This is a genomic window from Ramlibacter sp. P4_H7 (assembly GCF_056400765.1).
This window is the reverse complement of sequence record NZ_JBFUKP010000005.1, coordinates 93,469-118,458: the sequence shown is the minus strand read 5'-3', so window position 1 is coordinate 118,458 and position 24,990 is coordinate 93,469. Positions and strand designations below refer to the sequence as shown.

The following is a 24,990-nucleotide window of genomic DNA, read 5'->3' as shown; positions in this document are numbered from 1 at the left end:
GGTCGACAGCGCGACCGTGTGCCACACGGTTGCAGTGGACCCCACCGCACGAGGGCGCTCCCTATACTGGCCCGCAGCTTTCCCGCGCTGCCATGGTCCAGTTCACTCCCGTCCGCACCCGCCTGTTGCTCGCCACCGTCGTGGCGGCGCTGCTGCCCGTGCTGTCGATCGCGCAGCAGCCGGTCGCGCCTGCGCCCGTGGCGCCGCAGCCGCCGTCGTCCCAGCCGCAACCGCTGCTGCTTCCCGCGCCGACACCGGCGCAGCAACTGCTCGCGCAACCGCTGAGCTCGCAGCAGTTCCAGTCCTGCGTGCAGGCCCTCGCCGGGCAGACCGGCCTCGCCGGCCGGCCGCTCAACCGTGCGGATTTCGAGCGCATCACGGCCACGGCGCAATACGACGACCGCGTGCGCCAGTCCATGCTGGTGACGGCCGGCGAGCCGACCTTCTGGTGGGACGAGCTGGCCGCCACCACGGACGCGGACCGCGTGCGGGCCGGGCAGGCGATCCTCGCCGCCAACGCGCCGCTGCTGCAGCGGATCGAAGCGCAGTTCGGCGTGCCGCGGGAGATCGTGGTGGCTATCTACGGCATCGAGACCAACTACGGACCGTCGCAGGGCAAGATCCCCGTGCTCGATGCGGCGCTGAGCCTCGCCTGCCTGCGTCCCTGCGCCGAGAGCGCGGCCGGCGCAGCCAGCTGCACGTCGCGCGAGCGCGCCTTCGCGGCCGTGCGCGTGCTGCGCGATCGCCGGGTTCGCGCCGAGAACTGGCAAGGCTCCTGGGCCGCGGCCTTCGGGCGCACGCAGTTCGTGCCGGACAGCTTCGAGCAGCTCGCGGTGGATTTCGACGGCGACGGCTTCGCGGACATCATCGGCTCCGAGGCCGACGCCTGGGCCACGACCGCGAACCACCTGAAGTCGCGCGGCGGCTGGGATCTGAGCGTCCCGGTGTACGTCGAGGTGGCGGTGCCGCCGGCGCAGCAGGCGGAGTTCAACACCGGCGGCGAATCCAGGCGCCTGGCCGACCGGGCGCAGCGCCAGTCGCAGTGGAACGCGCAGGGCTGGCGTGCCGTGGGACCCGCCGGGCAACTCGGGCCGCTGCATCTGGCCGGTGACCCGGAGCTGGTTCCCTTCTTCCCCGTGGGCCTGCCCGGCCCGGCCTTCCTGGTCACGCGCAACTTCGACACGGTGCTGCGCTACAACCGGTCGGTGCGCTACGTGATGGAGGTGGCGCTGCTGGCGCACAAGCTGGCGGGCGGCAGTGATTTTGCGACGCCCTGGCCGACCGACGACCCGGGGCTCACGCGCGCGCAGGTGCGCGCCGTGCAGCAGTGGCTGGTAGAGCGCGGCCACTCGGAGGTGACGGCCGACGGCGTGATGGGCCGCCGCACGCGCGACGCGATCGAGAAGGAGCGTGCGCTGCGCGGCATGCCGCCGGGCCGGCGCGTCGGGCAGCGCACGGCGGTAGAGCTGATGCAGGCCTCCGCGGCCGCGGTGCGACCGCCTGCCGCCGCCATGTCGGCCCCTGCCGCAGGTGCGCAGCCGCCTGGCGCCGCGGTGGTGCCGGCGCCTGCAGCCGTCGGGCCGCCGCCGACCTTGATCATCCAGCCCCCGGGCGTCGGGGTGCGCACGCCCGCCCCGCGCCCTTGACGGTCGCGCAAGCGTCACCCGGCCCCGCATGACGACGGCGCAGAAGTTTGACTGGGCCGTGTGCATCGGCCGCTTCCAGCTGTTCCACAACGCGCAGCTGACGCAGCTGCGCGAGGCATTGCGGCTGGCGCCGCGCTGCGCGGTGCTGGTCGGGTCCGCGCACCAGGCGCGCTCGCCGCGCAATCCCTTCACGTTCGAGGAGCGGGTGGCGGTGATCCAGCTCGCCCTCACCGAGGAGGAGCGCGAGCGGGTGGACTTCCTCGCCGTGCGCGACGTGTACGACGAGAAGCGCTGGGTGCGGCAGGTGCGATCCGCGCTGGCGCGGCTCACGGGCTCCGAGCGCACGCGCATCGTGCTGGTGGGCCACCGCAAGGACCCCACGACCCATTACCTCGACGACTTCCCCGACTGGACGCTGCACGACGTCGGCCGGCTGGGCGAGGTGCACGGCAAGGCGCTGCGGGCCGCGCTCTTCGGCACCGAACCGCTGGACGCCGCGCTGGCGGCCATCGCCAGCCAGGTGCCGGCCAGCACCATCGCCTTCCTGCGCGCCTGGGCGCAGTTGCCCTTCCTGGCGCACTTGCGCGAGGAGTGGGCGCAGCTCGCGGAAGAACAAGCGAAATGGGCGACGGCGCCGTACCCCCCGGTGCTGGTGACGGTCGATGCCGTGGTGCGCATCGCCGACCAGGTGCTGCTGATCCGGCGCGGCCATGCACCGGGCAAGGGGCTGCTGGCGGTGCCCGGCGGTTTCATCGAGCCGCGTGAGACCGCCTACCAGTCGGCGGTGCGCGAATTGCGCGAGGAGACCGGCTTGCATTTGCTGCCTTCGGAGATGGAGCACGCGTGCCGGGGCATGCGCGTCTTCGACCACCCCGACCGCAGCCAGCGCGGCCGCGTGATCACGCATGCCTTCTACTTCGACCTGGGCGACCGCATGGTGCCGGAGGTCGCGGGCGGCGACGATGCCGCCGAGGCGCGCTGGGTGGACATCGCTGAACTGCCCTCGCTGGAGGACCAGTTCCACGACGACCACTTCCACCTGCTCGATGCCTTCCTGGGATTCACCCCGGAGGAATGAGCCTCAGGTCACCGGCGCCGGATTGAACAGCACCAGCTGGTTGTGCAGCTTCCACTGCTCGGCCCAGGTCTTCTTGCGCCCGCTCGCGACGTCCAGCATCAGGCGGAACAGCTCCCAGCCCACGTCCTCGATGCTGGCCTTGCCCTCGGCGATGGTGCCGGCGTTGACGTCCATCAGGTCGTGCCAGCGCCGCGCGAGGTCGCTGCGCGTCGCCACCTTGATCACCGGCACCTGCGCCAGGCCGTAGGGCGTGCCGCGGCCGGTGGTGAACACGTGCAGGTTCATGCCGGCGGCCAGCTGCAGCGTGCCGCAGATGAAGTCGCTGGCCGGCGTCGCGGCGTAGGTCAGGCCTTTCTGCCTGAGCTTCTCGCCGGGCGCGAGCACGCCCGAGATCGGCGCCGAGCCGGACTTGACGATGGAGCCCATCGCCTTCTCGACGATGTTGGACAGGCCGCCCTTCTTGTTGCCGGGCGTCGTGTTGGCGCTGCGGTCGACGCTGCCGCGCTGCAGGTAGTCGTCGTACCAGGCCATCTCGCGGATCATGGCCTGCGCCACCTCCGGCGTGGTCGCGCGCGCGGTGAGCTGGGCGATGCCGTCGCGCACCTCGGTGGTCTCGGAGAACATCACGCTGGCGCCGGCGCGCACCAGCAGGTCGGTGCAGAAGCCCACCGCCGGGTTCGCCGTGACGCCGGAGAAGGCATCGCTGCCGCCGCACTGCACGCCGACCACCAGCTCGCTGGCCGGCACGGTCTCGCGCCGGCGCGCGTCCAGGCGCTCCAGGTGCTCCTCGGCCTGCCGCATGATCGAGTCGACCATCGACATGAAGCCCACGTGGGCCTCGTCTTGCAGGCAGACCACGTCCAGTCTGGTCTCGGCGGTGGTGCCGACGTCGGCCACGTTGCGCTCGTCCACCAGCGGGATGCTGCCGGGCGGCAGCAGGCGCTCGGGCTGCAGCTTCTCGCAGCCCAGGCTGACCACCATCACCTCGCCGCCGAAGTTGGGGTTCAGGCTGATGTTGCGCAGCGTTCGGATCGGGATCACCGCATCGGGCGCGTCGATCGCCACGCCGCAGCCGTAGCCGTGCTCCAGCGCCACCACGTCGTCGACGTGGGGGAACCTGGGCAGCAGCTCGGACTTGATGCGCTGCACCGCGAAGTCGGTGACGCCGGCCACGCACTGCACGGTCTGCGTGATGGCCAGGATGTTGCGCGTGCCGACCGAGCCGTCCGGGTTGCGGTAGCCCTCGAACGTGTAGCCCTCCAGCGGCGGCTGCGGCTCTCGTTGGACCGTGGCGATCGGCAGGTCGTCGAGGCCGCGCGCGTCGGGCATCTTCAGCAGCCGCTCGTGCACCCAGCTGCCGGCCGGGATGTCCTTGAGCGCATAGCCGATCGGCACGTCGTAGCGCCGCACCACGCCCTGCGCCGGGATGTCGGCGGTCGCCACCTTGTGTCCCTGCGGCACCTTCTCGCGCAGCCGCAGGCCGGAAGGCAGCAGCGTCCCTTCCGGCAGGCCGCCGTCGTTCGCCACGATGGCCACGTTGTCGGCCTCGTGCATGCGGATCAGGAGGGGCGCCGACGTCATTTCACTCCGCCTTGATGTTGGCGCTGGTGACGACCTGCGCCCAGCGCTTGCGTTCGGACGCGAAGAACTGGTCCTGCTCCTGCGGCGTCATGGTCACCACTTCCGCGCCCTGGCCGGCCAGGCGCGCGCGCACGTCGGGGCTGCGGATGGCGCGGACCAGTTCCGCATTGAGCCGCTGCACGATGGCTTCCGGCGTGCCCTTGGGCGCCAGCACGCCCTGCCAGCTGCCCGACTCGAAGCCGGGCACGCCCTGCTCGGCGATGGTGGGCACGTCGGCGATCAGGGGCATGCGCGTGCGCTTGGACACGGCCAGCAGCTTGAGCTTGCCGCTCTGCACGTGCGGGTAGGTGGCGAGCATGCCGTTCATCATCACCTGCGTCTGACCGCCCACGGTGTCCGTGATGGCCTGGCTGCCACCCTTGTAGGGAACGTACTGCCAGCGCGCGCCCACGGCCTGCGCCAGCGCCACGCCCGCGAGGTGCGGCGCGCCGCCGGTGCCGCTGACGGCGAAGTTCAGGTCCTTCTGCTTGGACAGCGCGATCAGCTCCTTCATGTTGTTGGCGGGCACCGAGGGGTGCACCACCAGCAGGTGCGGCGAATAGGCCAGCATGGTGACGCCGCGCAATTCCTTCGACGGATCGAGGGGCAGCTTCGCGTACACCGAGGGCGAGATCGCCAGTGCGCCGACGTCGCACAGCAGCAGCGTGTAGCCGTCGGGCGCGGACTTGGCGACCAGGTCGGCGCCGAGGTTGCCGTTGGCGCCGGGCTTGTTGTCCACCAGCACCGACTGCTTGAGCGAGTCCGCCAGCAGGTTGCCGATGGAGCGGGCGATGATGTCCGAGGAGCCGCCGGGCGGGTAGGGAACGACCAGGCGGATCGGCTTGGATGGCCACTTGTCGGCCTGCGCCAGCACGCCGGGGGCGGCGAGCGTGGCAGCGGTGGACAGCAGGACTTGGCGACGGTTCATGCGCATGGGGTCTCCTGGATGGGGATGGGGCTCGGACGGCCCCGTGGCTCGCGACGTGGAAAGCATAGAGCGAACGGCAGCCGGCCGCACGGGGGCCTCGCGGCCGGGTTCATGCTTGGGTATAGGCCGTCTTCACGGTGGTGTAGAACTCCGCGGCGTAGCGTCCCTGCTCGCGCGGCCCGTAGCTGGAACCCTTGCGGCCGCCGAAGGGCACGTGGTAGTCCACGCCCGCCGTCGGCAGGTTGACCATCACCATGCCGGCCTGCGCATGGCGCTTGAAGTGCGTGGCGTGCTTGAGCGACGTGGTGGCGATGCCGGCGGCCAGGCCAAATTCGGTGTCGTTGGCCAGGGCCAGCGCTTCGTCGTAGTTCTTCGCGCGGAGCACGCTCACCACCGGGCCGAAGATCTCCTCGCGGTTGATGCGCATGTCCTTGGTCGTCTCGGTGAACAGGGCCGGGCGCAGGTAGTGGCCGGGGGCGCCGTCGCCGTTCTTCGCGATGGCTTCGCCGCCGGCCACCAGCCTGGCGCCTTCCTGCTTGCCGATGGCGATGTACTCCAGATCCTGCGCCAGCTGCTTTTCGTCCACCACGGGGCCGACTTCGGTGCCGGCCTTGCGTGCGTCGTCGACCTTGAGCGTGGCGATGCGCTTCGCCATCGTGTCGACGAAGCGGTCGTGGATGCCTTCGGTGACGATCAGGCGCGAGGACGCGGTGCAGCGCTGGCCGGTGGAGAAGAAGCCGCTGTTGATGGCGGCAGTGACGGCCACGTCGAGGTCGGCGTCGTCCAGCACCACCATCGGGTTCTTGCCGCCCATCTCGAGCTGGAACTTGGCCATGCGCGCGACGCAGGCGGCGGCGATGCGCTGGCCGGTGGCCACGGAGCCGGTGAAGCTGATGGCGTTGACGCGCTTGTCGTCGAGCAGCACCTGGCCCACTTCGGAGCCTCGGCCCATCACCAGGTTGAACACGCCGGCCGGCAGGCCCGCGCGGTGCAGGATGTCTGCGATGGCCCAGGCGCTGCCCGGCACCAGGTCCGCGGGCTTGAGCACCACCGTGTTGCCGAAGGCCAGCGCGGGCGCGATCTTCCACGCGGGAATCGCGATCGGGAAGTTCCAGGGCGTGATCAGGCCCACCACGCCGATCGGCTCGCGCGTGACTTCGACGCCGACACCGGGACGCACCGAGGGCACCACCTCGCCGCCGACGCGCAGCGCCTCGCCGGCAAAGAACTTGAAGATGTTGCCGGCGCGCGCGACCTCGCCGATCGCTTCCGGAAGGGTCTTGCCTTCCTCGCGCGCGAGCAGGTCGCCCAGCTCGTTGCGGCGCGCCAGGATCTCGGCGCCGGCCGCGTCGAGGATGTCGAAGCGCTGCTGCGGCGTCGACACGCCCCACGCGTGCTGCGCCTTCGCGGCGGCGCCGATGGCAGCGCGCGCCTGTTCGGCATCCGCCTGCGCGTACTCGCCGACCACGTCGCGCGTGTCGGAGGGATTGATGTTGCGGCTGGCGCGGGGTCCGTCGACCCACTCGCCGGCGATGAGGTTCTTGAACATGTTTGCCTTTCGGTCTTTCTCCTTCCCCCATTGGGGGAAGGCTGGGATGGGGGCGCTCGGCGCGAGCTGGGCGCTACTCGCGAGCGCCCCCACCCCAACCCTCCCCCACGGGGGGAGGGAGAGAAATCACGTCACCGCACCAAACACGGCCTCTTCGGATCGAACTTCCACCCCGGCACCAGGAATTGCATGCCGATCGCATCGTCACGCGCGCCCAGGCCGTGCTGCTTGTAGAGCGCGTTGGCTTTTTCCAGCTCCGCTTCGTCGATCGCTATCCCCAGCCCCGGCTTCTTCGGCACCTGCACGTAACCCTCGCGGATCTGCAGCGGGTCCTTCGTCAGGCGCTGGCCGTCCTGCCAGATCCAGTGCGTGTCGATCGCCGTCACCTTGCCGGGCGCGGCCGCGCCGACGTGCGTGAACATCGCCAGCGAAATGTCGAAGTGGTTGTTGGAGTGCGAGCCCCAGGTGAGGCCCCAGTCGCGGCAGGTCTGGGCCACGCGCACCGAGCCCGCCATCGTCCAGAAGTGCGGATCGGCCAGCGGGATGTCCACGGACTGCAGGGCCAGCGAATGCGCCAGCTGCCGCCAGTCGGTGGCGACCATGTTGGTCGCGGTCGGCAGTCCCGTGGCGCGGCGGAATTCCGCCATCACCTCGCGGCCGGAGAAGCCGTCCTCGGCGCCGCACGGGTCTTCGGCATAGGCGACGACGCCGCGCATCTTCTGGCCCAGGCGGATCGCATCCTTCAGCAGCCAGCCGCCGTTGGGGTCCAACGTGACGCGGGCCTCGGGAAAGCGCTCGTGCAGCGCTGTCACGGCTTCGACTTCCTCGTCGCCGCGCAGCACGCCGCCCTTGAGCTTGAAGTCCTGGAAGCCGTAGCGCTTCTGCGCCGCCTCCGCCAGCCGCACGATCGCCTCGGGCGTCATGGCCTCCTCGTGGCGCAGGCGCGACCAGTCGTCCTTGGCATCTGGCTCGCTCGCGTAGGGCAGGTCGGTCTTCTTGCGATCGCCCACGTAGAACAGGTAGCCGAGCATCTGCACCGCGTCGCGCTGCTGGCCTTCGCCGAGCAGGGCGGCGACCGGCATGCCCAGGTGCTGGCCCTGCAGGTCGAGCAGCGCCGATTCCACCGCGGTGACCGCGTGGATGGTCGTGCGCAGGTCGAAGGTCTGGTTGCCGCGGCCGCCGGCATCGCGGTCCGCGAATTTCGTGCGCATCGCGTTGAGGATCGCCTGCAGGTTGCCGACGGTCTGGCCTTCCACCAGGGCACGCGCATCCTCCAGCGTCTGCCGGATCTTCTCGCCGCCCGGCACTTCGCCCAGGCCGGTGTGGCCCGCGTTGTCGGTGACGAGGACGATGTTGCGGGTGAAGAAGGGCGCATGCGCGCCCGAGAGGTTCAGCAGCATGCCGTCGCGGCCGGCGACCGGGACCACGCGCATGCTCTTGACGATGGGAGAACTCATTTGAAGTCCTGAAGGTTTCCATTCCGGTGCCACCGCGGAACCGGCTTCGCCGGGCCGCTGGTGGCGCCCCCTCGAGGGGGAGGCGGCCGCAGGCCGCTTCGGGGGTGGGCCCACTTAATCGGCGGTGATCTTGCGGGCCTCGATCAGCGCCTTCCAGCGCGCGTATTCGAGGGCCTGGAACTTCGCGAAGTGCTCCGGCGTGTCGGCCACGATCTCGAAGCCCTGGGCCAGCAGCTTCTCCTTGACGGCGGGATCGTTCAGCGAGGCGACGATGGCGGCGTGCAGCTTGGACTTGACGTCCGCGGGCAAGCCCTTGGGCGCGGCGATCGCCTGCCAGGACTGCACCTCGGCGCCCTTGACGCCTTGCTCCTGCAGCGTGGCGACGTCCGGCAGCAGCGGCGAGCGCTTCTCCGAGGAGATCGCCAGCGCGCGCACCTTGCCCGCCTTGATGTGCTGGAGGATGCTGTTGATGTTGACGAAGGCCGCGTCGACCTGGCCGCCCAGCAGGTCGTTGATGGCGGGGCCGCCGCCCTTGTACGGGATGTGCAGGCCTTCGGTGCCGGTCTGCTGCCAGAACAGTTCGGCCGACAGGTGATCGGACGAGCCGTTGCCCGACGAGGCGAAGCTCACCTTGCCCGGGGTCTTCTTCAGGTGCGCCAGCAGGTCGGCCACCGACTTGTCGGCCGAGTTCACCGGCACGACCAGCACGTTGGGCGCCTGCACCGCGATCGTGATCGGGTCGAAGTCCTTCAGCGCGTCGTACTGCACGCCCTTGATCAGGTGCGGCGCGATCACGAACGGGCCGAGCGAGGACACGAACAATGTGTAGCCGTCGGCCGGCGCGCGCTTGACGAACGCGGCGCCGATGGTGCCGGTGGCGCCCGGCTTGTTGTCGATGATGAAGGTGCCGCCCAGCTTCTCCTGCAGCTTCTGCGAGAGCACGCGGGCGATCGCGTCGGTCGAGCCGCCCGGCGGGAAGGGCACGACCAGGGTGACGGTCTTTTCGGGGTAGGCGGCGAAGGCGCTGGTGGCGGCGGCCACGGCGAGCGCCAGGCCCATCAGGGTTTTCTTCAGCATGGTTGTCTCCTGGGTCTCTCTGGGGATCTACTGCGGGCCGAGCTTGCGGATCAGCGCGGCCAGTTCTTCCACTTCCTGCGGCTTCAGGTCGGACAGGGGCGGGCGCACCGGGCCGGCGCTCCTGCCGACGACGGTGGCGCCGGCCTTCACGATGGACACGGCATAGCCTTCGCCCTTGTTGCGGATCGACAGGTAGGGCAGGAAGAACTCGTCGATGATGCGGCTGACCGTGACCTGGTCGCCGCTGGCGTACGCGTCGTAGAACTGCACCGCGGTGCGCGGGATGAAGTTGAAGACGGCGGACGAATAGGTGGGCACGCCCAGGGCCTTGTAGGCGTTGGCGTAGACCTCGTGCGTGGGCATGCCGCCGATGTAGACGAAGCGGTCGCCCAGCTGCTGGCGGATGGAGACGATGCGCTCGATGTCGCCCAGGCCGTCCTTGAAGCCGATCAGGTTGGGACAGCGTTCGGCCAGCTTCAGCAGGCTCTGCGCCGTGAGCTTGGTCGCGCCGCGGTTGTAGACGATCACGCCGATCTTCACGCTCTTGCACACGGCTTCGACGTGCGCGACCAGGCCGTCCTGCGTGGCTTCGGTCAGGTAATGCGGCAGCAGCAGCACGCCCTGGGCGCCGTTGCGCTCGGCTTCCTGCGCGTACCTGATGGCCAGGGTGGTGCCGCCGCCGGCGCCGCCGACGATGGGCACGCGGCCCTTGCAGGTCTCGGCCGCGGTCTTGATGACGGCGGCGTATTCGGTCGGCTCGAGGGAGAAGAACTCGCCGGTGCCGCCGGCGGCGAACAGCACGGTCGCGCCATAGGGCATCAGCCATTCCAGGCGGTTCGCGTAGCCCTTGGGTTCGAAGCGCAGCTGGCTGTCGAAATCGGTCAGGGGGAAGGACAGCAGGCCCGACGACAGGGCCTTCTTCAGTTCATTCGGGGACATGGTGCTTCCGGTCAAGAGGTAGGACATCATACAACTGACTGGGGGCTCCGCCATCCAATTTCCGACCCATTCCTGGGTCTTTCAGCGCGCCTCGGCCAGCCGGCGCCGGCGCTCCCTGCTGTTCGCCAGGTGGGTCCGCATGGCCGCCCGAGCGGCCTCCGGGTCCTGGTGCGCGATGGCGTCGACGATGCTTTCGTGCTCCGCGTTGACCCGGCGCAGGTAGGCCTGGCGGTCCGGGGTGAGCGGGCCGGGCGGCTCCAGCCGGGCGCGCGGAATCATCATCCCGCCCAGGGTGGCCATCAGGTCGACGAAGTGGTGGTTCTGGGTGGCGCGGGCGATCTCCAGGTGGAACTGGAAGTCCGGCCCGACCGCGTCGCGGCCTTCCTCCACCGCGCTCATGAAGGCCTTCAAGGCGTTGCGCAGCGTTTGCAGGTTCTCCGGGGTGCGGCGCATGGCGGCGAGGGCCGCGCTCTCGGTCTCCACGCCGATGCGCAGTTCCAGCACGGCGATCACGTCCTGCAGCGTCTCCAGCTGCTCCGGCGCGATCCGGAACGATGCGGCATCGCCCAGGCCGACCACGAAGGTGCCGACGCCATGGCGGGTCTCGACCAGGCCGGCGGCCTGCAGGCGGGAGATCGCCTCGCGCACCACGGTGCGGCTGACGCCGAACTCCTCCATGATCGCCGCCTCCGTCGGCAGCTTCTCGCCGGTGGCCAGCGAGCCGTCACGGATGCGCCCGGTCAGCGCATCGACCACGTCGTGGGCCAGGCTGCGGGGGCGGCGGCGCACCACTTCATTCATCGGGAAAACCCTCTCTTCGCATCAGGAGCTGTCTGGCCATACTTGTACGACGACTGATAACAGATGACAAGCGCCTGAACCCGAATGTAGCAGGCGACCCCCCAAAAAAACCACCATGACCGCCCCCGCCACCCCCCTTTCGCTCGGCCGTGTCCTGCTCACCGGCGCCGCCGGCGGCCTCGGCCGGGTGCTGCGCCCCCGGCTGCAGGCCCGCTGCAACCTGCTGCGGGTGAGCGACGTCGCCGCCATGGATCCCGCTGCCGCCGGCGAGGAGGTGGTGCCAGCCAGGCTGGAAGACCGCGCCGCCGTGGACGCGCTGCTGCAGGGCATGGACGCCGTGGTGCACCTGGGCGGCATCTCCACCGAGCAGCCCTTCGACGCCATCCTGCAGGCCAACATCGTCGGCGCATACAACCTGTACGAGGCGGCGCGCCGGCACGGGGTCAAGCGCATCGTGTTCGCCAGTTCCAACCACGTCACGGGCTTCTACCGGCAGGACGAGGTGATCGACGCGACCATGCCGGTGCGCCCCGACGGCTACTACGGCCTGTCCAAGGCCTTCGGCGAGAACCTCTCGCGCTTCTACTTCGACCGCTACGGCATCGAGACAGTCTGCCTGCGCATCGGCTCCTCCTTCCCCGAGCCCAAGGACCGCCGCATGCTGGCCACCTGGCTGAGCTACGACGACCTCGAGCGGCTGGTGGTCGCGAGCCTCACCGCGCCCGTGGTCGGCCACAGCGTCGTCTTCGGCATGTCCGACAACGCCACGACCTGGTGGGACAACACGCAGGCGCGCCACATCGGCTTCCGGCCGCAGGACAGTTCCGAGCCGTTCCGCGCCGCGCGCGAAGCGGCGCAGCCGGCGCCGGACCACCAGGACCCGGCCGTGATCTACCAGGGCGGCGCCTTCGTGCGCATGGGCCCGTTCGAATGAAACCCTGTTCCCGCCATCAAGAGGAGACTTCCATGCGCGTACTCAAGCGAACCGCTGTCCTGCTGGCCCTGGCTGCCGCGGCCGCGGCCCAGGCCACCGAGTTCCGGTCCTCGGACATCCATCCGGATGACTATCCCACCGTGCTGGCGGTCCGCCACATGGGCGAGACGCTTTCCAAGGCCACCAACGGCAGGCACACCATCAAGGTGTTCGCCAAGTCGGCGCTGGGCTCCGAGAAGGACACGATCGAGCAGACCAAGCTGGGCGCGCTCGCCATGACCCGCGTGAACGTGGCGCCGATGAACAACATCTGCCCCGCCACCATGGTGCCGACCATGCCCTTCCTGTTCCGCAACACGGCGCACATGCGCAAGGTGCTGGACGGCGCGATCGGCGACGAGATCCTCAAGAGCTGCGAGGAGCAGGGCTTCGTCGGCCTGGCCTTCTACGACTCGGGCGCGCGCTCGATCTACTCGGTGAAGAAGCCGATCCACACCCTGGCCGACACCAAGGGCATGAAGATCCGCGTGCAGCAGTCCGACCTGTGGGTGTCGCTGATGGAAGCCATGGGCGCCAACGCGACGCCGATGCCCTTCGGCGAGGTCTACACCGCGCTCAAGACTGGCCTGGTCGACGCCGCCGAGAACAACTACCCCAGCTACGAGAGCACCCGCCACTTCGAAGTGGCCAAGTACTACAACAAGACCGAACACTCGATGGCACCCGAGATCCTGCTGTTCTCCAAGAAGACCTGGGACACGCTGACGCCGGCAGACCAGCAGGCCATCCGCGCCGCGGCCAAGGAATCGGTGGGCTACATGCGCACGCTGTGGGACGAGCGCGAGGCCAAGTCGCTCGCCATCGTCAAGGCCGGCGGCGCGCAGATCGTCGACGTCGACACGGCCAGTTTCCGGGCGGCGATGAAGCCGGTGTACGACAAGTACCTGAAGGACCCGAAGCTGCAGGACATGGTCAAGCGCGTCGGCGACGTCAAGTAAGCGCGGCGGCTCCATGCATACCCAAGCCGTGGCGGCCGTCCCCCTGGAGGGGCCGGCCCACCTGTACACCCGTTTCTGCGCCAAGCTGGCGCGGATCTGCCTGCGCATCGGCGTGGCCGGCATGTGCCTGCTGATCGTGGCCGTGCTGTACCAGGTGGTCGGCCGCTACATCTTCAACGACACGCCCACCTGGGCCGAGAGCGGCGCCGTGCTGCTGGTGCTGTACGTGACCATGCTGGGCATGGCCGTGGGCGTGCGCGATGCCGGCCACATCGGCCTGGAATCGATGCTCGTGCTGGCGCCGGAGAAGGTGCGGCTCGCGATGGAGCGGCTGATCCACGTGCTGGTGCTGGTCTTCGGCGTCGTCATGGCCTGGAATTGCGGCGTGCTGGCCCAGAGCGTGTGGAGCTACAAGATCCCGACGCTGGGCATCTCCGAAGCCTTCAAGTACATCCCGCCGGCCATGGCGGGCGTGCTGGTGGCGCTGTTTTCGCTGGAACACCTGATCGCGCTGGCGCGCGGAGAAGAAGTGGAGCCCTCGTGGCACTAACCATCCTGTGCGTGAGCTTCACGCTGCTGCTGCTGCTCGGCGTGCCGGTGGCTTTCTCCATCGGCCTGTCGTCGCTGGCGACCTTGCTGTACGAAGGACTGCCGCTGGCGGTGGGCTTCCAGCAGATGATTTCCGGCATGAACCCGTTCTCGTTCCTGGCGATCCCGTTCTTCATTTTCGCCGGCGAAATCATGATGTACGGCGGCATCGCGGACAAGATCATCGCGCTGGCCAAGTCGATGGCGGGGCATGTGCGCGGCGGCCTGGGCATGAGCAACGTACTGGCCTGCACCTTGTTCGGCGGCGTTTCCGGCTCGCCGGTGGCCGACGTGTCGGCGATGGGCGCAGTGCTCATCCCGCAGATGAAGAAGGAGGGCTACGACGCCGACTACGCGGTGAACGTGACCACCCACGCGTCGCTGGTCGGCGCGCTGATGCCCACCTCGCACAACCTGATCATCTTCGCGCTGGCCGCCAGCGGCAAGGTGAGCATCGCCGCGCTGATCCTCGCGGGCATCGTGCCCGCCGTCATCCTCACCCTCTGCAACCTGGGCGCCGCCTACTTCGTCGCGGTGAAGCGCGGCTACCCGAAGGGCACTTTCCCGGGCTGGAACATCGTCGCCTATTCCTTCGCGGCAGCGCTGCCGGGGCTGGCGGTGGTGGCGATCATCATCGCCGGCATCCTGTCGGGCGCCTTCACCGCCACCGAGTCGGCTTCGGTCGCGGTGCTGTGGGCGCTGTTCCTGGCCGCGCTGGTCTATCGCAAGCTGACGCGCGAACAGTTCCTGAAGGCCGCGGCCAAGGCGGTCAAGAGCACGGGCACGGTGCTGCTGCTGATCGGCATCAGCTCCATGTTCGGCTACCTGATCGGCCTGTACGGCGTGGCCGAACTCACGGGCAAGATGTTGTCCGGCGTGAGCTCGCAGCCCTGGGTGATCTTCCTGTGGGTCAACATCATCCTGTTCGTGCTGGGCACCTTCCTGGACATGGCGGCGACCATCCTGATCTGCACGCCGATCTTCCTGCCGATCTGCCAGCAGTTCGGCATGAGCACCGAGCAGTTCGGCATCGTCATGCTGATCAACTGCGCGCTGGGGCTGAACACCCCGCCGGTGGGCACGACGCAGTTCGTCGGCTGCACCATCGGCGAGGTCTCGGTGGGCACCGTGATGAAGACCATCTGGCCCTTCTACGGCGGCCTCATCGTCGCGCTGATGCTGGTCACTTATGTGCCCGCGTTCTCCATGGCGCTGCCCAACCTGGTGCTGAAATGAGCGAGGGCTTCGCGTGCGGCCCGTGCGACGAGGACCTGCATCCCCAGGCCCCGCAGTGGTCGCCGCCCGTGGTGTTCCAATAGGCGGATGTCCAAGCCGCAAGTCCTCCTGACCTTCGGCGACACTGCACGCCGCAATGACTACGGCGAGTCAGCGCTCGCGGCGCTGCGTGCGCTGGCCGAGGTGCGCCTGCATACCGGCGACCTGCCGCTGGCGGGCCGCATGCCGCTCGGCGCGCTCAACGCGGCGCAGGCCACCCGCCTGCACCTCCTCCAGGCCCACTGAGGTCCCCCGCATGCAGTCCACCGCGACCCCGAACTTCGCTCCCAGCGTCCGCTGCCCCGACCCCCGCATCGAGGTGCTGGACGAACGCTTCCTGAAGCTGCGCCTGTTCAGCGCCAGCGTGGAGCAGCTCGCCACCGGCCTGCGCTGGGCCGAGGGGCCGGTCTGGTTCGGCGACGGCCGCTACCTGCTGGTCTCGGACATCCCCAACAACCGCATCCTGCGCTGGGACGAAGCCTCCGGCTCGGTGAGCGAGTTCCGCGCGCCGTCGAACAACGCCAACGGCAACTTCCGCGACCGCCAGGGCCGGCTGCTCACCTGCGAGCACCTCACGCGCCGCGTCACGCGCACCGAATACGACGGCCGCATCACGGTGCTGGCCGACCGCCACGAGGGCAAGCGCTTGAATTCGCCCAACGACATCGTCTGCGCGCGGGACGGCAGCATCTGGTTCACCGATCCCAGCTTCGGCATCGCGGGCCACTGGGAAGGCGAGCCGGCCGAGCAGGAGCTGCCGCACGCTGTCTACCGGCTCGCACCGGATGGCACGCTGCGCCAGGTGCTCACCGATCTCGCGGCGCCCAACGGGCTCGCTTTTTCGCCGGACGAGTCCGTGCTGTACGTGGTGGAAAGCCGCGCCACGCCGCATCGCCGGATCTGGGCCTACGACCACGCGGCGGACGGTGGGCTGTCCAACAAGCGGCTTGCGCTGGATGCCAAGGGCCCGGGCGCGTTCGACGGGTTCCGCGTCGACGTCGCGGGCAACCTGTGGTGCGGCTTCGGCGGCAACGGCGCGCCCGGCGTCGACTCCGAAGGCCTGGACGGCGTGCGCGTGTTCGCGCCCGACGGCACGGCCATCGGCCACATCCATCTGCCGGAACGCTGCGCCAACGTCTGCTTCGGCGGCCGGCACCGCAACCGCCTGTTCATGGCGGCCAGCCACTCGCTCTACGCGCTGTACGTGAACACGCAGGGCGCGGACTGAGTGACGGGCGGCGACCGGGCTTAAGCGCCGGTTAAGACGCGATGCAAAAACTGGCGCGGTCGTCCGTGGGAGGGCCGCACCATGCAGAAGCCCCATGTCATTGCGGCCGTGCTGGCCGGCGCTGTCGCCTGCGGCGTGGCGCCGGCCGCCGCACAGGTCCAGGCGAGCCCGGACCCGGTGGGCGACGCACTGCGATACGGGCTGCCGCTGGCCGCCGCGGCCCTGTCGCTCTACCACCGCGACGGGGAGGGCGCATTGCAGCTGGGCACGTCCTTTCTGGTGGCGCAGGGCACGACCGAGATCCTGAAGCACACGATCGACAGCCCGAGGCCCGACGGAACGGGCTACGGCTTTCCCTCAGGCCACACGTCGGCGGTGTTTTCCGCCGCGGGTTTCGTGCATCGGCGCTACGGCCTCGGCGAGGCCTGGCCTTTCTACGCGCTCGCCACGGTGACCGCCTACGAGCGCGTGCACCACGACCACCACACCACCGCACAGGTGGTGGGCGGCGCGGTGGTCGGCCTGGGTTCGGCGTTCCTGTTCACGAACCCGCTGCCGGACGGCGGCGTGGTCGGAGTGTCGTGGCGCGGTGGCGGGCCGTGGGTGTCGTATGCCAGGACGTGGTGAGGGCGGTTCGGCCAAGGGGAAGGTCCTGCGCGGCAGGACGAATTCAGCTGGAACCGCCTGCCGACCTGCGTCCTAGCGCAATCCCAGCATCCGCCCCAGGCTGGGCTCGGCGCCATGCTGGCGCAGCTCGATGTTGCGCTCCAGGGCCCGCAGGTGCTGCTCCATCAGGTGCGCGGCGCCGTCGCCGTCGCCGCGGGCGATGCACTCGACCAGCGCCTCGTGCTCCTCGTGCTCGCAACTGGCGTTGCCGGGGGCTTCGTACAGCGCGACGATCAGCGAGCAGCGCGACAGCAGTTCGCCCAGGTAGCGCTCCAGGATCGGGTTGCCCGCCAGCTGCGCCAGGCGCAGGTGGAAGGAGCTCGCCAGGCGCGACCAGGCGGGCTGGTCGAATCCGTGCATCGCCTCGTGCTCGCGACGCATGCGCTCGCGCAGGTCGCGCAAGTCCGCCGGCTTCACGTTCTGCGCCGCCAGCCGCACGATCGCGGCTTCCAACCCGCGCCGCGCCTCGAAAATCTGCCGCGTCTCCTCGGGCGTGGGTGTCGCCACCACCGCGCCCTTGTTGAGGCGCAGCTCGACGATGTGGTCGTGCGCCAGCCGCTGCAGCACCTTGCGCACCACGGAGCGCGTGACGCCGAAAAGATCGCACAGCGCGGCCTCGGGCAGCTTGGTGCCCGGTGGGAGCCGCTGGCCCATGACGCTGTCGAACACGGCGTCGTAGATGTGCTGCTCGACACCGGCGGGGACCGCCTGCAACCGCGCGCGCGCGGCGCCGGCTTCGCGCAGCGGGGCGGCGAGGGGCGGGACGGCCTTCATGGCTGCAAGGCGATGGAGCCGGGCAGCACCGCATGCAGCCGGCGCGCCAGAGCGATCAGGTGCAGGTCGCTGCCGGCGGGCCCGATCAGTGAAACGCCGATCGGCAGGCCCTCCGCATCGCGGCACGGCAGGCTCACCTGCGGCAGGCCGGCGAGGCCCGCGATGCAGGTGATGCGCAGGGTGCGAAGGCGCACGGCATCGACGCTCTCCGCGGCCGCATCGCGCAGCGGCGCCACGCTGGCCGCGGACGGGACCAGCGCCACGCCGTCCTCGCCGATCACGCCGCGCACGAAGGAACGCACCTGGTCGATCGCGGTCCAGGCCTGCTGCGCGGCCTCCGGGCTGACGCCGCTGGCGAAGCGCCAGCGCGCGGCCACCGGCGCCGCGAAGCCCGGGTCGTTGTTGCCGATCCAGCCGCCATGCACCTGCCAGCCTTCGTGGGCGGAGGCCATCAGGTAGTGCTGGCGCCAGGCGTCCAACGGTGCGCGCGCATCGAAAGCGAGTGCGTTCGGCGCCAGGCCGAGCGGGTCCGTGACCGCGGTCCAGGCCGCCTCCAGCGCCGGCCGGAAGGCCGCATCGGCCTCGCTCCACGCCGCCGACCAGCGCAAGGCGCTGCGCCATGCAGGCGCCGGCGGCGCCGGCAGCAGCACGCGCCCCACGCGCTCGAAGACGGCGGGGTCGCGCGCCAGCCAGGTGGCCGTGTCGAAGCTGGGATGCAGCGGTACCAGGCCGTCGCGGGAGAGCAGGCCATGGGTCGTGCGCAGGCCCCACAGGCCGCAATAGCTGGCCGGCACCCGCGTGGAGCCGCCGGTGTCGGTGCCCAGCGCGAAGTCCACCAGGCCTGCCGCCACCGCCGCGGCCGACCCGCTGGACGAACCGCCCGGCACGCGCCCCGGCGCGCGCGTATTGAGCGGCGTGCCGTAGTGCGCGTTGTCGCCGTGGATGCTGTAGGCGAGTTCGTCGGTGACCACCTTGCCTTGCAGTGTCGCGCCGGCGGCCAGCAGGCGCTCCACCAGCGGACTGCTCGCCTGCGGCACGGGGTGGGTGGCGAGCCAGCGTGGATTGCCGGCCCCGGTGGGATGGCCGGCCACGTCGTACACGTCCTTGGCTGCGAAGGCGAGACCGGCAAGCGGCCCGTCGGGAGAGCCTTGCACGACGAAGCGGCCGTGCGGCACCCAGGCGCCGACGCGGTCGTCGACCGTGAACGAAGCACGTACGGGATCACCTCCCCGTGCGGCGCTCACCGGATCACCTCCGCCACGATGGCCTGCGGTATGCATGCGAACTCCTGCGGCCGCGCGGCGACCAGCGTGTCCATGTGCCGAGCGATCGCGCCGGGCGTGGTGCACCACACCTGGCCGGCGTCGCGCGCGGCCGCGATGCGCGCGAGCGCGCGGCGCAGGTGGCGCAGCCGGTAGGGCTGGCCCACGATGTAGGGATGCAGGGCCAGGCCCATCACCAGCGGCGTCCGCGCGGCCTGCTCCAGCATCTCCTCGAAGTTGTCGATGACCAGGTCACAGAAGTCGCGGGCGTCCATCTGGCGTCCCATGACCATCGGGATGTCGTTCAGTTCCTGCGGATAGGGGATGGACCACAGGCGAGCGCCGCTGCGGGTGCGCATCGCCACCGGCTGGTCGTCGTGGCACCAGTTCAGCGTGTAGCGGTAGCCGGCCTCGGCCAGCAGGTCGGGCGTGGCGCGGCTCTCCGAGATCCAGGGAGACAGCCAGCCCGCGGGATGCTGGCCGCTTTCGGCGTGGATGCGTGCGCGGCAGGCGGCGAGCAGCGAGGCCTCGGCATCCTCGGTCCAGCCGCCCTGCCGCTCCGCGTTGGTGTGCCCGTGCCCCACCAGTTCGTCGCCGCGCGCGACGCAGGCCGCGACCAGCTCGGGGCAGTGGTCGTACAGCGCCGTGTTGACGATCGCTGCCGCCGGCAAGTGCAGCTGGTCGAAGAGCTCCAGGCAGCGCCAGGCGCCCACGCGGTTGCCGTACTCGCGCCAGCTGTGGTTGAGCACGTCGGGGTGCGGCGAGGCCGGACCGAGGCAGGCGCCGAGCCCGTCGCCGAAGCTGAAGTGCTCCAGGTTGAAGCCCAGGTACACGGCCAGCCCGGCTCCCTCCGGCCAGCGCCAGTGCGGCCGGCGCGTGATCGGCCGGTAGTCGAAGCGGCCGTGGTCCGGCAGCGCGCCGGTCCATTGCGGCGCATCGGCGCCCGGGGTGCTCATGCCGTCTCCAGGGTGGCGAGGCCGGCGCGCACCAGCAGCCATTCGGCGCTGTCGTTCCAGACGTCCATGTGCGTGATCCTGCCGTGACGCACCACGTAGCGGTCGACATAGCGGTTGCCTTCGAAAGGCGTGCCGTCCGGCCACGCGCCGTGCAGCGTGCCCAGGCTGTACACCACGGTCTCCTCGTCGCTGCCGCCGCCGACCACCTCGGTGCGTTCGATGCGTTTCTTCACCCACGCATAGCGCTTCGCATTGAAGGCGCTGCACTCCGAGGGATGGCCCATCGCGCGGTTGCCGGTGAAGCGGATGCGCAGGTCCGGCGCGATGAAGGCGCTGGCGGCCGCCGGGTCCGGGATCATCAACAGGCGCAGGTACTCGCCGACGATCTGGGCGGGCGTGGCGGTGGTTGGTGCGGGGCTGGACATGGTCTGCACTCCTTCAGTGCGCGCCGGGCTTGGCACGACAGCGGGTGCAAGAGCTGTGCCGGATCGTGCACAAAGACGGATGCACCTTGTCCACAAGGTGGCGCGGACATTGTGACCGTCTGGCATGGCCTTTGCGTTCGCGTGCTTCGTCGCGGCGCCTCGCCCCGTTTCGGTGCCGCCTGTTCAACGGAGAACCGCCATGTCCTTCCCATCCCGCCGCACCGTCCTGGCCGCCGCTCTGTGTGCCGGCCTCCTGCCCATCGCCGGCCACGCGGCCGACCCGATCAAGATCGGCCTGGTTACCGCGCTGTCGGGCCAATCGGCCCTGGCCGGCGAGGCGATCACGCGCGGCCTCTCGGTCGCGATCGACGAGATCAACGCCAAGGGTGGCCTGTTGGGCGGCCGCAAGCTGGAACTGGTGCGCCGCGACGACGAGGCCAACCCGGCCAAGGGCGTGGTGGCCGCGCGCGAACTGATCTTCAAGGAGAAGGTGGCGGTGCTGTTCGGCGGGCTCGACACGCCGGTGTCAATGGCGATCGTGCCGGTGGCCAACCAGGAGAAGGTGCCCTTCGTCGGTCCCTGGGCGGCGGGCACGGCGATCACCCGCAACGGCGCCAATCCCAACTACGCCTTCCGCGTGTCGGCGGTCGACGAGATCGTGGACATCGGCATGGTCGACTATGCGCAGAAGACCTTCAAGACCAGCAAGTTCGGCATGATCCTGGTGAACAACGCCTGGGGCGAATCGAACGAGAAGGGCCTGAACGCCGCGCTGGCCGCCAAAGGGATGAAGGCCGTGGCGATCGAGAAATTCGAGGGCAACGATGTCGACGTGGTGCCGCAGCTCACGCGGCTGAAGGCCGCCGGCGCCGACACGCTGTTCATGGTGGGCAACGTGGGCCCGTCCGCGCAGGTGGTGAAGTCGCTCGACCGCATGGGCTGGCAGGTGCCCATCGTCTCGCACTGGGGTCCCGCGGGCGGCCGCTTCACCGAGCTGGCCGGCCCCAACGGCAAGAACGTGCACTTCGTGCAGACCTACAGCTTCTTCGGCAAGCAGTCGCCGGTGGGCGAGAAGGTGATCGCCGCGCTGAAGGCGAAATACCCCAGCATCAAGGGCCCCGACGACATCACGCCGGCCGTGGGCGTCGCCAACGCCTACGACGGCATGATGCTCGCCGCCCAGGCGATCGCCGCGGCGGGCTCCACCGAAGGGGACGCGGTGCGGCAGGGCTTCTACAAGATCGGCAGCTACCAAGGCCTGATCAAGACCTACAACAAGCCGTTCACGCCGGAGGTGCACGACGCCGTGGCGTCCACCGACTACGTCTGGGCGCAGTTCATCGACAACCGCATCCTGCCGGTGGGCCTGGCCAAGTAGACGATGCTGCTTTCCGCCTGGATCAGCGGACTCGGCCTCGGCAGCATGTACGGGCTGATGGCCCTGGGCTTCTACCTGACCTTCGCCGTCTCCGGCACGGTCAACTTCGCCCAGGGCAGCGCCATGATGCTGGGGGCCGTGTTCACCTACGCCTTCGCGCAGACGCTGGGCTGGCCCATGCCGCTGGCGATCGTGGCGGCGCTGGTCCTGTGCGGGCTGTACGGCCTGCTGGTGGAAGTGGCCGCCGTCAGGCCGTTCGCCAGCCGCGGTTCGGACGCCTGGCTGATGGCGACGGTGGCGCTGGGCATCGTCGCCGACAACCTGGTGATGTTCACCTTCGGCAAGGAGCCGCGCGCGCTGCCTTCGCCGCTGGTGGGAACGCCACTGCGGTTCGCCGGCGAGGGTCTGGGCATCTATCCCCTGCAGCTGCTGATCCCGCTGGTGGGACTGGCCCTGGCCGCGCTGCTGCATGCGCTGTCGCGGCGCACGCGCTGGGGCACGGCGATGCTGGCGGTGGTGCAGAACCGCGACGCGGCGCGGCTGATGGGCATCCCGATCCGCCGCGTGGTGGCGGTCGCCTTTGCGCTGTCGGCGCTGCTGGCGGGCGTGGCCGGCGTGCTGATCGCGCCGCTGTTCAACGTGCATGCCGACATGGGCACGCTGTTCGGGCTGAAGGCCTTCGCGGTGGCGATCCTCGGCGGCATCACCAGCGCCTGGGGCGTGATGCTCGCCGGCATGCTATTCGGCATCTGCGAGGCGCTGATCACCGCGACGCTGGGTTCCAGCTACACGCAGATCCTCAGCTTCGCGCTGGTGATCGTGGTGCTGGCGCTGCGGCCGAACGGCCTGTTCGGACGCGCCGCGGTGCACAAGGTATGAGGCGCGCGTCGACGCTGGGCTGGTCGGCGGGGGCGGTGCTGGTCGCGCTGGGCCTGCTGCTGGCCGCCACTGCCAACGGCTACTACGTGGTGGTGATCGGGCAGGTCGCGCTGCTGGCCGCGGTCGGCATCGGCCTGAACGTGCTGCTGGGACTCGGCGGCCAGATGTCCTTCGGCCACGTCGGCTTCTATGCGCTGGGTGCGTACGGGGTGGCGGTGCTCACCACCAAGGCGGGCTGGAGCTTCTGGGCAGCCTGGCCGGTGGCGGCGCTGGCCTGCGGCGCGGTCGGTGCGCTGCTCGCGCTGCCGGCCCTGCGCGTGCGCGGCCCGTACCTCGCGATGGTCACCATCGCCTTCGGCCTGATCGTCGAGCACGGCATCGTCGAACTGCGCACCCTCACCGGCGGGCAGAACGGGATCATGGGCATCGTCGGCCCCTCGCTGGCCGGGTTCGCCGGCGGCGAGCGCGCGGCGGCTCTGCTGGCCGTGCTGCTGGCGGGCGTGCTGCTGGCCGGCTATGCGCTGCTGGCGCGCGGCACCTGGGGCGCTGCGCTGCGCGCGGTGCGCGACAGCGAGACCGCCGCGCAATCGCTGGGCATCAACCCGCTGGTGGTGAAGACCGTCGCGTTCGCCGTCTCCGCCGTGTGCGCGGGCGCGGCCGGTGCGCTGTTCGCGCCGCTGCAAGGCATGGTAACGCCGCAGGCCTTCGGCTTCATCCAGTCCATCCTGTTCGTGCTGGTGGTGATCGTCGGCGGGGCCGGAACGGTGGCGGGGCCGGTGGTGGGCGCGATCGTGGTCGGCCTGCTGCCAGAGGCGCTGGCTAGCCTGGAGGAATACCGCCTGCTGTTCTTCGGGGCCCTGCTGCTGGTCGTGCTCTGGGTGGCGCCCGACGGTGCAGTCGGCGTGGCGCGCCGCATGTGGCTGCGCTGGGGTGGCCCGCGCCCGGCGCCGCGCGCTCCGCTCGCGGACGGCACCGAGCTGCTGCTGACCTCGCGCGACGCGCCGGCGCCGCTGCACGTCCACGGGCTGGGCATGCGCTTCGGCGGCGTGCACGCGGTGCAGGACCTGCATTGCACGCTCGAGCCCGGCCGCGTGGCCAGCCTGATCGGTCCGAACGGCGCCGGCAAGACCACGGCGCTCAACGTGCTGAGCGGCTTCTACCGTCCGACGGCGGGCCACTTCGCGCTGGGCGCGCACCCGCTGGTGGGCCTGCCGGCCTTTCGCATCGCGCGCGCCGGGCTCGCCCGCACCTACCAGACCTCGCAGCTGTTCGGCACGCTCAGCGTGGAGGACAACGTGGCGCTGGCCATCAGCCATGGCACGCTGGGCCCGCTGCTGGGCGCGACGCGCTTCCGTTCGGCCGCGGTGCGCGAACGCGCGCGCCGCTTGCTCGCCTTCTGCGGCTACACAGGCGACCTGGACTGCCCCGCGGCGGGGCTCGCTCACGTCGACCGGCGCCTGGTCGAGATCGCGCGGGCGCTGGCGACGCAGCCGCGCATGCTGCTGCTGGACGAGCCGGCGGCGGGCCTGTCTTCCGAGGACAAGGAGCGCCTGGGCCGCCTGCTGCGCCGCATCGCGCGCCAGGGCATCGGCGTGCTGCTGGTGGAACACGACATGGCGCTGGTGATGGCGATCTCCGACCAGGTGGTGGTGCTCGACGCCGGGCAGCGCCTGGCGGTGGGCGACCCGGCGACGGTGCAGGCGGATCCCGCCGTGCGCCAGGCCTACCTGGGCGAGGCGATGGCCTTGCGGCCCTCCGCGCGCAAAGTGCGGGACGTCGGCCTGCCGGAACTGCTCGCAGCCGGCAAGCTCGCTGCGGGTTATGGCGCGGGACCGGTGCTGCACGGGGTCGACGTCCAGGTGCGCGCGGGCGAGCTGATCGCGCTGCTGGGTGCCAATGGCGCCGGCAAGTCCACGCTGATGCGCGCGCTGGCCGGATTGCATCGGCCGGTGTTGGGCGGCATCCACCTGGAAGGCCGAGAACTGGCCGGGCTCCCCGCCGAGAAGATTGCCGCGCTGGGCGTGGTGCTGGTGCCCGAGGGCCGCCAGGTGTTTCCCGAACTCAGCGTCGCCGACAACCTGCGCCTGGGCGGCTTCCTGCATCCGCGCGGACGCGAGCAGCGGCTGGAGGACATGCTGCGGCGCTTCCCGAGGCTGCGCGAGCGGCTGCAGCAGCGCGCCGGCCTGCTGTCCGGCGGCGAGCAGCAGATGCTGGCGATCGCGCGCGGCCTGATGGCGTGCCCGCGCGTCCTGCTGCTCGACGAACCCTCGCTGGGCCTCGCGCCCAAGGTGATCGTGGAGCTGTTCCATGCGCTCGACGCGCTGCGGCAGGAGGGCTTGACCATCGTGCTGGTGGACCAGATGGCGGCGCTGGCGCTGGCCCTGGCGGACCGGGCCTACGTGATCGAAGGCGGGCGCATCGTCGCGCAGGGCAGCGCGGCGGAGATCGCGGCCGACGACCTGCTTGCGAAGGCCTACCTGTCCGGTGGCAGCGAAACTGCGGGCGCCGAGCCGCTGCGCGCGGCCTGACTTG

Annotated in this window: 23 protein-coding genes; 12 read left to right on the top strand and 11 right to left on the bottom strand. The window is 70.3% G+C overall.

Annotated elements, in window-relative coordinates:
- Positions 1-92 precede the first annotated feature (92 nt).
- Both AC1DSA_RS09110 and AC1DSA_RS09105 read left to right on the top strand, forming a co-directional pair.
- Entirely contained in the window at positions 93-1,646 is a 1,554-nt protein-coding gene (locus AC1DSA_RS09110; protein WP_477888260.1) for a lytic murein transglycosylase, read from the top strand.
- Between the two features lie 28 nt (positions 1,647-1,674).
- Entirely contained in the window at positions 1,675-2,724 is a 1,050-nt protein-coding gene (locus AC1DSA_RS09105) for a bifunctional nicotinamide-nucleotide adenylyltransferase/Nudix hydroxylase (protein WP_477888258.1), read from the top strand.
- Positions 2,725-2,727: 3 nt separating this feature from the next.
- On the opposite strand, the gene garD is transcribed toward AC1DSA_RS09105, so the two are convergent.
- The 7 genes from garD to AC1DSA_RS09070 form a co-directional block, all read right to left on the bottom strand.
- Positions 2,728-4,305: a galactarate dehydratase gene (gene garD / locus AC1DSA_RS09100; RefSeq protein WP_477888256.1), complete on the bottom strand. Its 1,578-nt coding sequence runs from the start codon at positions 4,303-4,305 to the stop codon at positions 2,728-2,730.
- 1 nt (position 4,306) lies between these two features.
- On the bottom strand, positions 4,307-5,272 hold the full coding sequence (locus AC1DSA_RS09095; RefSeq protein ID WP_477888254.1) for a Bug family tripartite tricarboxylate transporter substrate binding protein: 966 nt from the start codon (positions 5,270-5,272) through the stop codon (positions 4,307-4,309).
- 109 nt (positions 5,273-5,381) lie between these two features.
- Positions 5,382-6,821: an aldehyde dehydrogenase family protein gene (locus tag AC1DSA_RS09090; RefSeq protein ID WP_477888252.1), complete on the bottom strand. Its 1,440-nt coding sequence runs from the start codon at positions 6,819-6,821 to the stop codon at positions 5,382-5,384.
- Positions 6,822-6,952: 131 nt separating this feature from the next.
- Positions 6,953-8,278, bottom strand: a complete 1,326-nt coding sequence (gudD, locus tag AC1DSA_RS09085; protein ID WP_477888250.1) for a glucarate dehydratase — start codon at positions 8,276-8,278, stop codon at positions 6,953-6,955.
- A 114-nt stretch (positions 8,279-8,392) separates the two neighbouring features.
- Entirely contained in the window at positions 8,393-9,352 is a 960-nt protein-coding gene (locus AC1DSA_RS09080; RefSeq protein WP_477888705.1) for a Bug family tripartite tricarboxylate transporter substrate binding protein, read from the bottom strand.
- 30 nt (positions 9,353-9,382) lie between these two features.
- Positions 9,383-10,294: a 5-dehydro-4-deoxyglucarate dehydratase gene (gene kdgD, locus AC1DSA_RS09075; RefSeq protein ID WP_477888248.1), complete on the bottom strand. Its 912-nt coding sequence runs from the start codon at positions 10,292-10,294 to the stop codon at positions 9,383-9,385.
- Between the two features lie 81 nt (positions 10,295-10,375).
- Positions 10,376-11,095, bottom strand: coding sequence for a FadR/GntR family transcriptional regulator (locus AC1DSA_RS09070; protein WP_477888246.1), 720 nt, complete (start codon positions 11,093-11,095; stop codon positions 10,376-10,378).
- 115 nt (positions 11,096-11,210) lie between these two features.
- Here AC1DSA_RS09070 and AC1DSA_RS09065 point away from each other — a divergent pair, with 115 nt between their 5' ends.
- The 7 genes from AC1DSA_RS09065 to AC1DSA_RS09035 all read left to right on the top strand — a co-directional run bounded on the left by AC1DSA_RS09065 (position 11,211) and on the right by AC1DSA_RS09035 (position 16,745).
- Complete coding sequence (locus tag AC1DSA_RS09065; RefSeq protein WP_477888244.1) at positions 11,211-12,029, top strand: NAD-dependent epimerase/dehydratase family protein; 819 nt, start codon at positions 11,211-11,213, stop codon at positions 12,027-12,029.
- A 32-nt stretch (positions 12,030-12,061) separates the two neighbouring features.
- Positions 12,062-13,027: a TRAP transporter substrate-binding protein gene (locus tag AC1DSA_RS09060; RefSeq protein WP_477888242.1), complete on the top strand. Its 966-nt coding sequence runs from the start codon at positions 12,062-12,064 to the stop codon at positions 13,025-13,027.
- Positions 13,028-13,088: 61 nt separating this feature from the next.
- Positions 13,089-13,577 carry a TRAP transporter small permease gene (locus AC1DSA_RS09055; RefSeq protein ID WP_477888703.1) on the top strand — a complete coding sequence of 163 codons (489 nt, stop codon included), beginning with the start codon at positions 13,089-13,091 and terminating at the stop codon, positions 13,575-13,577.
- Positions 13,568-14,851: a TRAP transporter large permease gene (locus AC1DSA_RS09050; RefSeq protein ID WP_477888240.1), complete on the top strand. Its 1,284-nt coding sequence runs from the start codon at positions 13,568-13,570 to the stop codon at positions 14,849-14,851. The genes AC1DSA_RS09055 and AC1DSA_RS09050 overlap by 10 nt, the downstream gene beginning before the upstream one ends.
- 87 nt (positions 14,852-14,938) lie before the next feature.
- Positions 14,939-15,136, top strand: coding sequence for a hypothetical protein (locus AC1DSA_RS09045; protein ID WP_477888238.1), 198 nt, complete (start codon positions 14,939-14,941; stop codon positions 15,134-15,136).
- A 10-nt stretch (positions 15,137-15,146) separates the two neighbouring features.
- Entirely contained in the window at positions 15,147-16,118 is a 972-nt protein-coding gene (locus AC1DSA_RS09040) for an SMP-30/gluconolactonase/LRE family protein (protein ID WP_477888236.1), read from the top strand.
- Positions 16,119-16,199: 81 nt separating this feature from the next.
- On the top strand, positions 16,200-16,745 hold the full coding sequence (locus AC1DSA_RS09035; protein WP_477888234.1) for a phosphatase PAP2 family protein: 546 nt from the start codon (positions 16,200-16,202) through the stop codon (positions 16,743-16,745).
- A gap of 72 nt (positions 16,746-16,817) precedes the next feature.
- Here AC1DSA_RS09035 and AC1DSA_RS09030 read toward each other — a convergent pair whose 3' ends face one another.
- Genes AC1DSA_RS09030 through AC1DSA_RS09015 form a run of 4 tightly spaced genes read right to left on the bottom strand, consistent with a single transcriptional unit; the run spans position 16,818 to position 20,201 of the window.
- Complete coding sequence (locus AC1DSA_RS09030; RefSeq protein WP_477888232.1) at positions 16,818-17,558, bottom strand: GntR family transcriptional regulator; 741 nt, start codon at positions 17,556-17,558, stop codon at positions 16,818-16,820.
- On the bottom strand, positions 17,555-18,802 hold the full coding sequence (locus AC1DSA_RS09025) for an amidase (protein ID WP_477888230.1): 1,248 nt from the start codon (positions 18,800-18,802) through the stop codon (positions 17,555-17,557). The genes AC1DSA_RS09030 and AC1DSA_RS09025 overlap by 4 nt, the downstream gene beginning before the upstream one ends.
- Positions 18,799-19,776 (bottom strand): polysaccharide deacetylase family protein, encoded by a 978-nt coding sequence (locus AC1DSA_RS09020; protein WP_477888228.1) that lies wholly within the window; start codon positions 19,774-19,776, stop codon positions 18,799-18,801. The genes AC1DSA_RS09025 and AC1DSA_RS09020 overlap by 4 nt, the downstream gene beginning before the upstream one ends.
- On the bottom strand, positions 19,773-20,201 hold the full coding sequence (locus AC1DSA_RS09015; RefSeq protein WP_477888226.1) for a nuclear transport factor 2-like protein: 429 nt from the start codon (positions 20,199-20,201) through the stop codon (positions 19,773-19,775). The genes AC1DSA_RS09020 and AC1DSA_RS09015 overlap by 4 nt, the downstream gene beginning before the upstream one ends.
- A 199-nt stretch (positions 20,202-20,400) precedes the next feature.
- Here AC1DSA_RS09015 and AC1DSA_RS09010 point away from each other — a divergent pair, with 199 nt between their 5' ends.
- From AC1DSA_RS09010 to AC1DSA_RS09000, 3 genes are read left to right on the top strand one after another with little or no spacing between them, the layout of a single operon-like run.
- Positions 20,401-21,579: an ABC transporter substrate-binding protein gene (locus AC1DSA_RS09010; protein ID WP_477888224.1), complete on the top strand. Its 1,179-nt coding sequence runs from the start codon at positions 20,401-20,403 to the stop codon at positions 21,577-21,579.
- A 3-nt stretch (positions 21,580-21,582) separates the two neighbouring features.
- Entirely contained in the window at positions 21,583-22,458 is an 876-nt protein-coding gene (locus AC1DSA_RS09005; protein ID WP_477888222.1) for a branched-chain amino acid ABC transporter permease, read from the top strand.
- Positions 22,455-24,986 (top strand): branched-chain amino acid ABC transporter ATP-binding protein/permease, encoded by a 2,532-nt coding sequence (locus AC1DSA_RS09000; RefSeq protein WP_477888220.1) that lies wholly within the window; start codon positions 22,455-22,457, stop codon positions 24,984-24,986. The genes AC1DSA_RS09005 and AC1DSA_RS09000 overlap by 4 nt, the downstream gene beginning before the upstream one ends.
- Positions 24,987-24,990: the final 4 nt, after the last annotated feature.